The following is a 12,328-nucleotide window of genomic DNA, read 5'->3' on the forward strand; positions in this document are numbered from 1 at the left end:
GCGTTGGCAGGCGGCATGCCTGCGGGATTGGCCGAAACCCTCATCGCGATCGTCATTCTAGACTAACCGTCACACCAGCCTCGACGCGCGCGCCGCGGCCGCCGCCTCGCCCCGCGAGATGACTTCCAGCTTCTCCAGCACTGCCGAGACGTGGTGATCGACCGTCTTGGGCGAAATGGTCAGATGCGCGGCGATCTTCTTGTTGGAAAAACCCCGCTCGAGAAGCTCCAGGACTTCCATCTGGCGCTGCGTGAGGCCGGCCTGGTTGGCACGCGTCGCCTGTCGCGGTCCTCTCGCTATGTGACTGACGCCGCTTTCGCGCATAAGGCTGCGCGCATGCTGCGCGACCGCCCTCGCGCCGAGATCCTCGAAAATGGCGAGCGCCTGGCGCTGCGCCGCTTCGTCGCCGCGCAGCAAGGCCATCGCCTGTTCGAAAGGCGCGCCCATTTCAGCCCACAGCGCGGCGGCCGCGCGCCAGTTGCCGGTCAATTGCAGGCGATGCGGCTCCGCCATGCCGTCCGTGTCGGCGGGATCCGAACCAGGCGACAACAGCTCCCGCCAGACTGCGAGTTCGCCGAACACGGCCGGCGTCGGCGCGAGGCTTTCGGCAACCGCGACCAGGCGCAGGGCTTCCTGCCTGTCGGCTTGCCCGAGCCAGGCCAATTCGGCCAGCACCCCGGCAAAGGCCGCCAGGCGCTGCAGCTCCATGCCCTTGTCCAGAAACCGCCTCATCTCTTCGACGATCGGCTCGGCCGACGGGTCGCCGCGGCGGATGCGCAATCTTGCCAGGGCCACCAGCGACGGATAGCGCACGAGCGGCGTCGTTGCATCGTCGTCGACCACCTCATGTGCCACTGTCGCGGCATCGTTCCAAAGGCCGCGGCGGAGCAAAAGCTGCGCCTGCACGCCGCGCATGTAATCGCGCCATGTCGCGAGATCGTTCTCGACGCAATAGCCGATGCCGCGATCCAGGAACGATGCCGCCTCCTTGAAGTTGAGCCTGTTCATCTCGACGCAGGCGCAGTTCGTGAAGGCGCGCGCCGCATGCTCCTGGAAATTGCCCGACAATGCGATTCCCAGACTGCGGGCGAGATCGCGCCGCCCTTTGGCAAAATCCAGCCATTGTCCCGCGGCGCCGACATTGTTCAGCGCGTGACAGAGGATATCCGGCCGGTTGAGCCGCTCCGCCAACTCGACCGCCTTGCCGCCGAGGAAAAGCGTGTCGTCGAGCCGCTCGGCGAGCATCGCCAGCTGCGAGAGGTTCGAATAGGCCATCGCCAGTTCGGCGCTGCCGGGGGCAGTCTCCAGAAGCTCCACGGCCTGCTCGCCGAAACGGTCGGCCGATTCGCGATCGCCGAGCAGATAGGCGAAGCGCGACAGGCACCTGAGGCTATCGCCTTCCTTGAGCCGGTCGCCCAGCGCCTGGCGCAGCACGCGCGCCCGGTCTTGCGCTTCCATCGCCGCGTCGACACGGCCGATCAGGTGGCATTCGAAGGCATGGCCTTCGTAAAGCTCCGCCCGCTTGTCCATCGGCAAAACATCCGCATGGCGCAGGGCGACCTCGTAATAGCCCGCCGCATCGCGATGCGCGCCGACGCGGGAAGCCTCGCGCGCGGCGACCGGCGCGAGTTCGCGCACCACGTCCAGGTTTTGCGCTTCCACAGCATGATGCACCAGCCTCGCGGTGGCGACTTGCGGATTGTCCCGCAAGGCTGCCAGGGCGCGCTCATTGTATTCGCGCCGTTTGCTTGGCGTCAGCGCCATCTCGATGGCCGTGCGGGCGATCTCGTGCCTGAAGGCATAGCCGTCGCCGAAATCCTCGAGCAGTCCATGGGAGACACATTCGGCCAGTTGGCCCGCCGCGGCAATTCCGCATAGGCCGCTGAGCGCCCAGGCGTCGGCGCGGCGCGGAAACACCGACACCGCGTCGAGCATCGAGCGGGCGCCCGGCGACAGTTTCTCGGCGCGCGCCAGCACGGCGTCGCGCACGCTTGCCGGCAACGCGCCATCGCCTTCGGCAGCGAGCAGCTCGGTTACGAAGAAGGCGTTGCCGGCGCTCGCCCGGTAGATTGCGTTGCCGTCGCGCTCGGCCGCTTCGGCCAGCGAGAGCACCGCGCTTTCGCTGAGCAGCGGAACGTCGATGCGCACGACATTGCCGGCCGGGATCTCGCCGAGCGCCCGGCGCACGCGCATTTGTCCTTCGCTGCGATCGGTTCTGGCCGTGATGAGAAGCAATATGTGGCTGTTCGCGATACGCCGTCCGAGAAAGCGGACGAAGTCGAGCGTCGCGTCATCGGCCCAATGCAGGTCTTCGATGACGAGCAGGCATGGGGCTTTGGCCTCGAAGACGTCGAGCGCCTCCGAAAACAGCGGCAGCCGTTGTACCTGGCGGTCGTCCCGCGGCAATTCCCACTGCCCGTTGCGCGCCAGATCGTAAAGCGGCCCCAGCGGGTCCGGAATGGACAGGTCCTCGCAGGCGCTGCGAAGCACGGTCAGGCCATCGTCCAGCCGGCTCGCGAACGCTTCGACCAGCGCCGTCTTGCCGGCGCCGGCCTCACCCGAAACGACCACGACGCGGCCGCGGCCCGCTGTTGCTTCCGCCAGCAAGGCGTCCATCTGCTGCAGCTGCGGCTGCCGTTCCAGAAGCATCATCGCTCTCTCGCGAAATCGGAATTCCATCGTGGCGGGCCGCCGCCGCGATAGCTTGGGAAACGGCACAGAAATGTGACTTTCCACACATTAGGGTGCCATCTTCCACATAAAACGTTCCAAAGATAGGGAATCGTCCCGCCCAATATAGGGAATGGCTCCGATGCGCGGTGTTTGCGGACATGGTGGGATCGGCCTTGCTCGAAACGAGCACAGGGCAATTCCGGGAAAATGCGCAGCGGTTGGGCTCGGCGACTTCGCTATAGCCGCCCGTCCGGAATTGCGTGGAGACTTGGAATCCAATCACGAAAGGAACGACGATCGTGCCACGTTATCTGGTTGAACGCATATTTCCGGAAGGCCTGAACGTACCCATGAACGATGCCGGCGCCACAGCGATGGGCGGCGTCATCGCCCGCAATGCGGAAAAAGGCGTCACCTGGGTGCAATCCTTCGTCTCGCCAGACAAGTCGAAGAGCTTCTGCATCTACGACGCGCCCTCGCCGGAGGCGATCCGCAGCACGGCGCAGAAGAATTCGCTGCCCGTCGACAAGATCACGGAGGTGCGGGTCCTCGACCCCTACTTTTATCGCTGACCGGACAGACCATGTCGGGCAGATCAGTCCCGTCGCCGGCGGACCTGACGCCGTGCCAGAGGACGAGGCTGTATCCGCCGCGGCGGATATCGTCCCGCCACGGCGCGGCTACATGCGACGGGCCCTGTCGGCGCTGCTTTCGCCCCTGCGGAACCGGCGCCGCCTTCTGCCGCCTCAGGACGATTACCTGAGACGCGATATCGGCCTGGAAGAGCGCCCGAGCGAATACTGGGACTATTGGTGGCATCACCGCTGATGAGAAGCGCCCTTCCTTCTCCCCGTTTCACGGGGAGAAGGTGGCCCGAAGGGCCGGATGAGGGCGGCGCCTGCGATTGCGACTGGCCGCCGCTCGCGCGCGAGGAGGGGTGCTTTTCTGTCGAGAAGGAATCCTTCCGCAAAGGAGTGCTCCCACGCTAACTTCGAAAGCCGGCTCCGCCCCTCATCCGCCTGCCGGCACCTTCTCCCCGTATAGCGACGGGGAGAAGGGAAGCTCTCCACCCAACCGTTTCTTAAGGTGTTTCCGATAGATCGAAACCCTGGAAAGAGGCGGAAAACGGAGAGTTTTGGGTGCGCTTTTCCGCGGCGACGACTGCCGGGCGGTTCCTGCCGCAGCGCTGGGCGCTGCGCATGCGGCCGTTGCTTGGCCGCATCGACGCCGTGCTGTTCACCGCCGACGAGCGCGGTGAAGCCGGGCGCATGTCGCTGATCGCCTTTTCCATCCGCATCATCAGTGCCTTGATCGCCTTTGTCAGCCAGGTGCTGATGGCGCGCTGGATGGGATCGTTCGAATACGGCATCTCGGTGCTGGTCTGGGTGACGATGGTCATCGTCGGCAATCTCGCCTGCCTCGGCTTCCACACCTCGGTCATCCGCTTCATTCCCGAATATCGCGAGCGTGGCATGCTGGCCGAGCTGCGCGGCATCGTGCAGGCGAGCCGCCTTTTCGTGCTCGCCGCCTCGACCCTGGTTGCGGGCCTCGGCGCGCTTGGCGTGTGGCTCGCCTCGAATTGGATCGAGAACTACTACATCATCCCCTTCATCCTCGGCGTCATCTGCCTGCCGATGATCGCGCTCGGCGATCTGCTCCAAGGGCTGGCGCGCGCCAATTCCTGGGCGCTGCTGGCGCTGTCGCCCACTTATCTGGTGCGCCCGGTGCTGATCCTGCTGTTCATGGCGCTGTTGCTTGGCCTGCACTACGTGCCTGACGCCAAGACCGCGATCTTCGCTTCGATCGCCGCAACCTATGTCACCACGCTCGGCCAGCTGATGGCCGTCACCTCGCGCATGGACAAGAAAGTGCCGACCGGACCGAGGACCGTGCATTTCGGCCACTGGATCCTCGTCTCGCTGCCGATCTTCCTGGTCGAGGGCTTCTTCTTCCTGCTCACCAACGCCGACGTGCTGATGGTGGGCGCCTATCTCAATCCCAATGACGTCGCCGTCTACTTCGCCACGGTGAAGACACTGGCGCTGGTGCATTTCGTCTACTTCGCTGTCAAGGCCGGCGTTGCCCAGCGCTACGCCCAGTTCACCCATGGCGAGCCGCACCGGCTCGCCGCCTTCGCCCGCGAGACCGTCTCCTGGACGTTCTGGCCTTCGCTGCTGATGGCGCTGCTGGTGCTGGCGCTGGGCGAGCCGATGCTGGTGCTGTTCGGTCCTGAATTCACCGCCGGCTATCCGCTGCTCTTCCTGCTGGTGCTGGGGGTCGTCGCGCGCGCCGCCGTCGGCCCCTGCGAGAGCCTGCTCACCATGAGCGGCAACCAGAACATCTGCGCCGCCGTCTACGCCATGACGCTTGCGCTCAACATCGGCCTCAACGTGATCCTCATCCCGCTCTTCGGCCTCTGGGGCGCGGCGATCGCCACCAGCCTCGCCATGGTGTTCGAGGCCAGCGCGCTCTCCTTCACCGTCTGGCGCAAGCTCGGCATCGTGATGGCGATCTTCGTGCCTGCAAAGAAGGAAATTGCCTGATGGCCGCCGTCCCATTGCTCGAAGAGACCAGCGGCGGCCCTGCCGGCGCCATGGTCTCCAACCTTGCCGGCCTGGCGCGAGAGGCCGACCCGGCCCATATCGAGCTCTTCGCCAGCAACAGGCCGGAACGCAAGCTCGCCATCTATCCGGCCTCGGCCGGCTTCGACCTCGTCGAGGAGCTGGACTATCTCAGCGCCCGCACGATCGAGCCCAATGTCTTCTTCAACCCGCGCTTCCTGGCGCCGGCGATGCCGCGGCTGGAAGACCGCGAGGTGCGGCTGGCCGTCATCCGCGACGGCGACGAGTACCGCAACCGGCTGCGCCTTCTGGTGCCGTTCTCGGTCGAGCGGCCGGCGATCCCGCTCGGCATTCCGGTGATGCGCACCTGGGCGAGCCCGTTCGGCCCGCTCGGCACGCCGCTGGTCGACCGCGACGATCCGATCGGCGTCATCGAGGATTTCTTCTCGATGCTGTCGAGGCCGCATCTCAAGCTGCCCAGGGTTTTCGTGCTGCCCGATATGCGCCTGGACGGTCCGGTGGCGAGCCTGCTCACCTCCTTTGCCGACAGCCGCGGCCTGACCCTGGTGACCACCGGCAAGGTCGAACGCCCGGTGCTCGAGAGCGACGCCGACGGCGAGGACTACCTCAAGGCGTCGCTGCGCGCGCATCACTATCGCGAATTCCGCCGCCTGAAGCGGCGCCTTGCCGATCAAGGCAGGCTCGAGCACATCGTGGCGCGCGGGCCGGACGAGATCCGCCATGCCATCGAAAGCTTCCTGACACTGGAAGCGGCCGGCTGGAAAGGCCGCGAACGCACCGCAATGGCGATCGACCGCTACCGCGCCGCCTTCGCCCGCGAGGCTGTGCACAGGCTGGCCGAGCAGGACATGTGCCGCATCCACCTCTTGACGCTCGACGGCCGCACCATCGCCTGCCTGATCGTCTTCGTCGAGGCCGGTGTCGCCTATACGTGGAAGACGGCCTATGACGAAACGCTCTCCGCCTATTCGCCGGGCACGCTTTTGATGATCGAGGTGACCAAGCAGCATCTCGATGACCCCAACATCGTCATGACCGATTCCTGCGCGGTTCCGGACCATCCGGTGATGAGCCGCCTGTGGGCGGAGCGCAAGCCGATGGGCACGCTGGTGATCGGGCTGACGCCGGACGCCGACCGGCCGGTCCGTCAGGCCGCCTCGCAACTGCACCTCTACCGCGAGACCCGCAACATGGCGCGCATCCTGCGCAACCGCATGCGGAGCCTGCTGAAAAGACGCTAGATGGGCGGCAAAACACCGGCTATGGCTAGCGGCGCCCGGACCCGGCCGGCCCTCACCACAAAGCACTTCCAGATGATCGATATCGTCCTGCGCCTCGCCCGCTTTTGTGCGCCGCTTGTCCTGCTCGCCATGCTTCCGGCTCGAGCCCTGGCCAACACCTGCCCGGAGGATTGCTCAGACCCGCCGCCCGCCCCGGTCAACCTCTACAGCCAGACCACTGCCGGCCATCTGAACCCCGCCACGGCCGGCGCGCTGCCGCGTGTCTATGTGCCGAACCGATCGTCCAACTCCGTCTCGGTGATCGACACCGTCACCTTGAAGGAGGTCAGCCGCTTCCCGGTCGGCAGCAAGCCGCAGCACGTCGTGCCGTCCTGGGACTTGAAGACGCTGTGGGTCGCCAACAACGGCACCGGCAGGAACGGCAGTCTGACGCCGATCGACCCGATGACCGCCAAGCCCGGCCAGCAGATTCCGGTCGACGACCCCTACAATCTGTATTTCATGCCGGACGGCAGCGCCGCAATCGTCGTCGACGAGGCGATGAAGCAGCTCGATTTCCGCGACCCGCACACCATGGCGTTGAAATCGAGCCTGCCGACGCCGACCTGCCCCGGCATCAACCATGCCGATTTCTCTGTCGACGGCTCCTATGCGATCTTCACCTGCGAGTATGGCGACGGCGGCCTGGCCAAGATCGACCTGAAGAACCAGAAGGTGCTCGGCCATCTCGACCTCTCCAGGATGGGCATGCCGCAGGACATCCGGCTCTCGCCCGACGGCAAGGTCTTCTACGTGGCCGACATGATGAATGACGGCGTGTTCCTGGTCGACGGCGACAGTTTTCGGGAAATTGGCTTCATCCCGACCGGCATCGGGACGCATGGCTTCGTCGTCAGCCGCGACGGCAAGCGCCTCTACGTCTCGAACCGTGGCTCGCACAAGATGGAACAGGGCAAGGCCAAGGGCCCGGGCAGCGTGACCGTGATCGACTTCGCCACCCGCTCAGTGGTCGCGCAGTGGCCTATCCCCGGCGGCGGCAGCCCCGACATGGGCAATGTCAGCGCCGACGGCAGGCAGCTATGGCTCTCCGGCCGCTTCGACAGCGAGGTCTATATGATCGACACGGTGAGCGGCGCGGTGACCAAGATCCGCGTCGGCGCCGAGCCGCATGGCCTCACCGTGTGGCCGCAGCCCGGGCGCTACTCGCAGGGGCATACGGGGAATATGCGGTAGGGCGCTTCTGCGTGCCACCCGAAGCTCGCGAAGGGCGGCCTGCCACCCGAAGCTCGCAGAGCGAAGAATGGTGCCCCTAGCCGGGATCGAACCAGCACTCCTTGCGGAACTCGATTTTGAGTCGAGCGCGTCTACCAATTCCGCCATAGGGGCTCAGGCCGGGCGGCCTGGATGGGCGCGGACTATACGGGCGGATGGGTGTTCGTCAACTGGGCTGTTGCGGATTTGCACGCGCAGCCGACGGCATTACCCCGCCCTTCGGCCTCGTGGCGACGCAGACATTGTGCGTTGCGGAAAATCTTTCTAGACAGGCGAAGCCTCGAGCGCCTCGCATCCGGAAGCTGGATGCGGCGCTTTGGGTCCTTGTCTTCCTGCCTGCCGTTGCCCAAAACCGCCAGGCGTCTCGGGTGCCATTGATTAGAGCAAAGTGCGCTGCGGTTTTCCGTCAGGAATTGCGCCAACTGCATTAGGAGAGCCGATGCTTCGCCGACTTTACGACTGGACCCTGTCGCTGGCGGCGCGCAAATCCGCCGAATGGTGGCTGGCCTTCATCGCCTTCGTCGAAAGCTCGGTGTTCTTCATACCGGCCGACGTGCTGTTCCTGCCCATGGCGTTGGCGGCCCCCAAACGCGCCTATCGCTACGCGCTGACCGCCACGGCTGCGTCCGTGCTGGGCGGTATTGCCGGCTGGCTGATCGGCTACTATGCCTACGATACGATAGCCCGCCCGATCCTGGAGCATTTCGGCGGCCTTGCCACGTTCGAGAGGTGGCAGTCGTCAGGCGCCGGGTTGATGCTGGTGCTGCTCGTCACATCCGGCGCCGCGCACCTGCCGCCGATCAAGGTGGTCACCATTCTGGCCGGGGCGCTTCACGTCAATCTTTTGGTCTTCATCGTCTCGGCCATCCTGGCGCGCGGCGCGCGTTTCCTGCTGCTTGCCTGGCTGCTGCGCCGCTATGGCGAAGAGATCAGAGAGTTCATCGAAAAGCGCTTGGGATTGATTGTCGGCGCCGGCGCCGCTGCCCTGATTTTGCTCTATATTCTCGTCAGATACGCCCACGGATAGCGACGCAACAACGGATCCGATCGATGACCGCGACCATGAATGCCGACACCGGACGCCAGCGCACGCGCGCGGCGCTCTTTCTCGCCGTCGCCATGGCCGCGACCGTCGGCTCGGCGCTCGCATTCCAATATATCGGCGGCTACATCCCCTGCCATCTCTGCCTCGAGCAGCGCACGCCCTACTATATCGGCGTGCCGCTGATGGCGATGGCGGCGATCGCCTCGATGCTCAGCGCGCCGGCCTGGGTGACGCGCGGGCTGCTCGGGATCGGCGGCTTGCTGATGCTCTACGGCCTCTATCTCGGCGTCTACCATTCCGGCGTCGAATGGGCGTGGTGGCCGGGGCCGGCCGACTGCACCGCCGGCGCCGGCCCGGTCGATACCGGCGGCAAGGGCGTGCTCGACGCGCTCGACAAATTCGTGCCGCCCTCCTGCGACAAGGCGGCGCTTCGCATCCTGGGCCTGTCGCTCGCCGGCTGGAATGCCATCGCCAGCCTGGTCCTCGCCGCCGTCGCCTTCCGCAGCGCGCTCGCGCGGGATTGAGCCAGGACCAAAGCGCCAGCGCGAGATCGTTCAAAGAATTCGGCAGGCTGAGTCGGATGAAGCGAGCGTCGAGAACCGGAGCGGAGCGTGCTTAAAGCACGTGAGCACCGGAAGCGGAGACACTTGCTTCAGGCGGCCTGCCTCCCGAATTCTCGAACGATCTCAAGGCTCCAGTTCGACATCCCAGTACAGATAATCCATCCAGCTTTCATGCAGATGGTTGGGCGGGAACAGGCGGCCGTTGTTATGCAGGTCGTGCACCGTCGGCTGATAGGGTTTCTGCAGCGGCCACATCTTGGCCTGTGCCGGCATCATGCCGCCCTTGCGAAGATTGCAGGGCGAGCAGGCGGCCACGACATTCTCCCAGGTCGTCGCCCCGCCGCGATGGCGCGGGATGACATGGTCGAACGTCAGATCCTCCGGCGTGCCGCAATATTGGCACTGGAAGCGGTCGCGCAGGAACACGTTGAAGCGGGTGAAGGCCGGATGGCGCGACGGCTTCACATAGGCTTTCAGGCTGACCACGCTCGGCAGCTTCATCGAGAAGGTCGGCGAGGAGACGGCGTGCTCGTATTCGGCGACGATGTTGACCCGGTCGAGGAACACAGCCTTGATGGCATCCTGCCACGACCAGAGCGACAGGGGGTAATAGCTGAGCGGGCGGTAGTCCGCATTCAGCACCAGCGCGGGAAGCCCATCCGGAGATACGGCAACCGTCACGTCCTTCGCCTCCTTCGTTCTAAACCGAACGGCGCGGATACTGTAAGCCCGACATGACAGGGATGTGAAGCGGATTGTCTCTCGCCGAGACTCTCAAAAACGCATGATTTTCATGCTTTTTCGGCCATTTCGACGGGAGGCGCCGCGTCCCTGCCCTTCAGCTCACGGTAGTAGGCCCAAAAAAGCCGCGACGCGACACCCCGCCAGGGGCTCCATGATTCGGCCAGCCGGATAAGCATTTTTTCCGGCGGACGCGGGTCGATGCCGAGCGCGTGACCGACCGCCGTCTGCAGCGCGACGTCGCGCGCGGGGAACACATCCGGATGGCCGGCGGCGAACAGCAGATAGCATTCGGCCGTCCATGGGCCGATGCCGGGCACGGCCGTCATCGCGGCGATCGCCTCGCCGGCGTCCAGGGTGCACAGGTGATCGAGATCGAGCCCCCCGGCCACCGCTTCGGCGACGGCGAGCAGGCCGCGCTGCTTCGGCCGCGACAGCCCGGCCTCGCGAAACACGTCCTCGCCGGCGGCGAGGATTGCCTGCGGCGTCAGCGGATCGACCAGCTTGACCAGTCGGCCGAAAATGGCGTCAGCGCTGGCGCGGGAAACTTGCTGCGACACGATGATGGAAGCAAGGCTTCTGAACCCCGGTTCCGACAGCCGGAGCGGCACCTCGCCCGCCTTGCCGCGCACCGTCTCCAGCCGCGGATCGATCCGGCAGAGGGCGTCGAGCCCTGCCGCAATATCGTCGAGCGAGGCGATGCGTTGCACGTTCTTGTTCCCAGGGCGCCTGCGAAGTGGCAATTGATGGCTTAGTACCAATTGGCAAAAGCGCCTTTCAACCCGAATGCCGCCTGAAAGATGACGCTCCTGACATTCCGCTTCGCGCCGAGCCCCAACGGCGAATTGCATCTCGGCCATGCCTACTCGGCCCTGCTGAACCAACAGATGGCAGCGCAAGCGGGCGGACGCTTGCTGCTGCGCATCGAGGATATCGACATCACCCGCTGCACGCCGCGATTCGAAGCCGGCATTTTCCGCGACCTCGAATGGCTGGGATTGCGCTGGGAAGAACCTGTGCGCCGCCAGTCGGAACATTTTGCCGAATACCGGGCGGTGCTCGACCGGCTGATCGCCGAGGAATTGGTCTATCCGGCCTTCATGAGCCGGGGCGAGATCCGTGCCTTCATCGCCGAGACCGGCGGCCGCGACTGGCCGCGCGATCCGGACGGCGTGCCGCTTTACCCGCCGCTCGACAAGGCTCTGCCGGCCGGGGAGCGCAAGCGGCGGATCGCCGAGAACATGCCCTTCGCCTGGCGGCTCGACGTCGAGGCGGCAATGGCGCGCGTCACGGCCGGCCTGTCATGGACGGAGTTCAACGACGAGACGATGTCCGCGACGCGGGCGATCGAGGCGCAACCGCAGGCCTGGGGCGACGTCATCATCGCCCGCCGCGACATCCCGACCAGCTACCATCTCGCCGTCGTCGTCGACGACGCGCTGCAGGGCGTCAGCCATGTCGTGCGCGGCCAGGATCTCTATGCGGCGACCGGGGTGCAGCGTCTGCTGCAGGAACTGCTCGGCCTCTCGCCGCCGCGCTATTTCCACCACCGCCTGATTCCTGGGCCGGATGGCCGGAAACTATCCAAGAGCTTCAAGGACACCGGGCTTGCCGCGCTTCGAGACGCGGGCATGTCGCCGCAGGACGTCAGGCGCTTGCTTGGTTCTGAGCTGGCCCCAACGCGCTGAGATTCAGGTCAGGCCGGGCCGAGAGCGGTGACTTCCCGAGGACCGGAGCGGAGCGTAGTTGAGGTACGTGAGCACCGGAAGCGCAGGAGGCCACTATTCGCAGGCCGGCCTCACCTGAATATCGGCGCGTTGGCTAGAGGCGCGCTACCCCGGCCTTGATCAGCGCCAGCACGCTGATGAAGGAAAAGGCGCCGCCCAGCCCCCAGGCAACCGCCAGCTTGAGATCGCTCAGGCTGATGCCATGCTTGTTGGCTATCACCACCGCGGCAAAAAAGCCGAAGATGAACAGCAGCGTATTGCCGGTCGGGCCGAAGCCGCTCTCCTTCATGATCGCGTCGAGCGCCGTGCCGAAGAAGAAGCCGAAGCCGGCTATGATCGCGAAGCCGAACAACAGCCAGGTCGTGTCCAGATGCAAAAACATGCCTCACCATGGCGCGGCGATGCGCCATGCCCCAGTTGGCACGGTTTGTTGAATTCGACTTAGCTTATGGATCAACCGTTTCGTTTTGCTTGCGGGATTGAT

General features: G+C 65.3%; 12 protein-coding genes and 1 tRNA gene. 8 read left to right on the forward strand and 5 right to left on the reverse strand.

The window, feature by feature from the left end; all coding sequences use genetic code 11:
• Window positions 1–69 precede the first annotated feature (69 nt).
• Complete coding sequence (locus P9273_RS29205) at window positions 70–2,652, reverse strand: helix-turn-helix transcriptional regulator (RefSeq protein WP_278051935.1); 2,583 nt, start codon at window positions 2,650–2,652, stop codon at window positions 70–72.
• A gap of 320 nt (window positions 2,653–2,972) precedes the next feature.
• Here P9273_RS29205 and P9273_RS29210 point away from each other — a divergent pair, with 320 nt between their 5' ends.
• From P9273_RS29210 to P9273_RS29230, 5 genes are all read left to right on the forward strand, one after another.
• The gene (locus tag P9273_RS29210; RefSeq protein ID WP_278051937.1) at window positions 2,973–3,245 is read left to right on the forward strand and encodes a DUF4242 domain-containing protein; all 273 of its coding nucleotides are present in this window, start codon (window positions 2,973–2,975) and stop codon (window positions 3,243–3,245) included.
• Between the two features lie 112 nt (window positions 3,246–3,357).
• Entirely contained in the window at window positions 3,358–3,501 is a 144-nt protein-coding gene (locus tag P9273_RS29215; RefSeq protein ID WP_278051938.1) for a hypothetical protein, read from the forward strand.
• A 311-nt stretch (window positions 3,502–3,812) separates the two neighbouring features.
• Window positions 3,813–5,216: a lipopolysaccharide biosynthesis protein gene (locus P9273_RS29220; RefSeq protein WP_278051939.1), complete on the forward strand. Its 1,404-nt coding sequence runs from the start codon at window positions 3,813–3,815 to the stop codon at window positions 5,214–5,216.
• Window positions 5,216–6,496, forward strand: coding sequence for a GNAT family N-acetyltransferase (locus P9273_RS29225; protein ID WP_278051941.1), 1,281 nt, complete (start codon window positions 5,216–5,218; stop codon window positions 6,494–6,496). The genes P9273_RS29220 and P9273_RS29225 overlap by 1 nt, the downstream gene beginning before the upstream one ends.
• Window positions 6,497–6,568: 72 nt before the next feature.
• Window positions 6,569–7,729 (forward strand): YncE family protein, encoded by a 1,161-nt coding sequence (locus P9273_RS29230; protein ID WP_278051942.1) that lies wholly within the window; start codon window positions 6,569–6,571, stop codon window positions 7,727–7,729.
• A 68-nt stretch (window positions 7,730–7,797) separates the two neighbouring features.
• On the opposite strand, the gene P9273_RS29235 is transcribed toward P9273_RS29230, so the two are convergent.
• Window positions 7,798–7,882: transfer RNA gene (locus P9273_RS29235), tRNA-Leu, on the reverse strand.
• Between the two features lie 325 nt (window positions 7,883–8,207).
• Here P9273_RS29235 and P9273_RS29240 point away from each other — a divergent pair.
• Both P9273_RS29240 and P9273_RS29245 read left to right on the forward strand, forming a co-directional pair.
• Window positions 8,208–8,795 carry a YqaA family protein gene (locus tag P9273_RS29240; protein ID WP_278051943.1) on the forward strand — a complete coding sequence of 196 codons (588 nt, stop codon included), beginning with the start codon at window positions 8,208–8,210 and terminating at the stop codon, window positions 8,793–8,795.
• Between the two features lie 23 nt (window positions 8,796–8,818).
• The gene (locus P9273_RS29245; protein ID WP_278051944.1) at window positions 8,819–9,337 is read left to right on the forward strand and encodes a disulfide bond formation protein B; all 519 of its coding nucleotides are present in this window, start codon (window positions 8,819–8,821) and stop codon (window positions 9,335–9,337) included.
• A 162-nt stretch (window positions 9,338–9,499) separates the two neighbouring features.
• Here the strand turns inward: P9273_RS29245 and P9273_RS29250 are convergent, their stop codons facing one another.
• Entirely contained in the window at window positions 9,500–10,057 is a 558-nt protein-coding gene (locus tag P9273_RS29250) for an HNH endonuclease (protein ID WP_027167440.1), read from the reverse strand.
• A 110-nt stretch (window positions 10,058–10,167) separates the two neighbouring features.
• Window positions 10,168–10,827, reverse strand: coding sequence for a DNA-3-methyladenine glycosylase family protein (locus tag P9273_RS29255; RefSeq protein ID WP_278051978.1), 660 nt, complete (start codon window positions 10,825–10,827; stop codon window positions 10,168–10,170).
• Between the two features lie 90 nt (window positions 10,828–10,917).
• Between P9273_RS29255 and gluQRS the strand changes: the two genes are divergently transcribed.
• Window positions 10,918–11,805, forward strand: a complete 888-nt coding sequence (gene gluQRS, locus P9273_RS29260; RefSeq protein ID WP_278051949.1) for a tRNA glutamyl-Q(34) synthetase GluQRS — start codon at window positions 10,918–10,920, stop codon at window positions 11,803–11,805.
• Window positions 11,806–11,938: 133 nt separating this feature from the next.
• Here gluQRS and P9273_RS29265 read toward each other — a convergent pair whose 3' ends face one another.
• Window positions 11,939–12,226 carry a hypothetical protein gene (locus tag P9273_RS29265; protein ID WP_278051950.1) on the reverse strand — a complete coding sequence of 96 codons (288 nt, stop codon included), beginning with the start codon at window positions 12,224–12,226 and terminating at the stop codon, window positions 11,939–11,941.
• Between the last annotated feature and the right edge of the window lie 102 nt (window positions 12,227–12,328).

The sequence above is a fragment of the Mesorhizobium sp. WSM4935 genome (assembly GCF_029625735.1).
Classification (GTDB): Bacteria; Pseudomonadota; Alphaproteobacteria; order Rhizobiales; family Rhizobiaceae; genus Mesorhizobium.

Excerpts from the sequence above, each read along its gene's own strand:
- P9273_RS29225 (WP_278051941.1), top strand. The coding sequence starts at position 5,216 with ATGGCCGCCGTCCCATTGCTCGAAGAGACCAGCGGCGGCCCTGCCGGC.
- P9273_RS29230 (WP_278051942.1), top strand. The coding sequence starts at position 6,569 with ATGATCGATATCGTCCTGCGCCTCGCCCGCTTTTGTGCGCCGCTTGTC.
- P9273_RS29215 (WP_278051938.1), top strand. The coding sequence starts at position 3,358 with ATGCGACGGGCCCTGTCGGCGCTGCTTTCGCCCCTGCGGAACCGGCGC.
- P9273_RS29240 (WP_278051943.1), top strand. The coding sequence starts at position 8,208 with ATGCTTCGCCGACTTTACGACTGGACCCTGTCGCTGGCGGCGCGCAAA.
- P9273_RS29245 (WP_278051944.1), top strand. The coding sequence starts at position 8,819 with ATGACCGCGACCATGAATGCCGACACCGGACGCCAGCGCACGCGCGCG.
- P9273_RS29205 (WP_278051935.1), bottom strand. The coding sequence starts at position 2,652 with ATGATGCTTCTGGAACGGCAGCCGCAGCTGCAGCAGATGGACGCCTTG.
- gluQRS (WP_278051949.1), top strand. The coding sequence starts at position 10,918 with ATGACGCTCCTGACATTCCGCTTCGCGCCGAGCCCCAACGGCGAATTG.
- P9273_RS29265 (WP_278051950.1), bottom strand. The coding sequence starts at position 12,226 with ATGTTTTTGCATCTGGACACGACCTGGCTGTTGTTCGGCTTCGCGATC.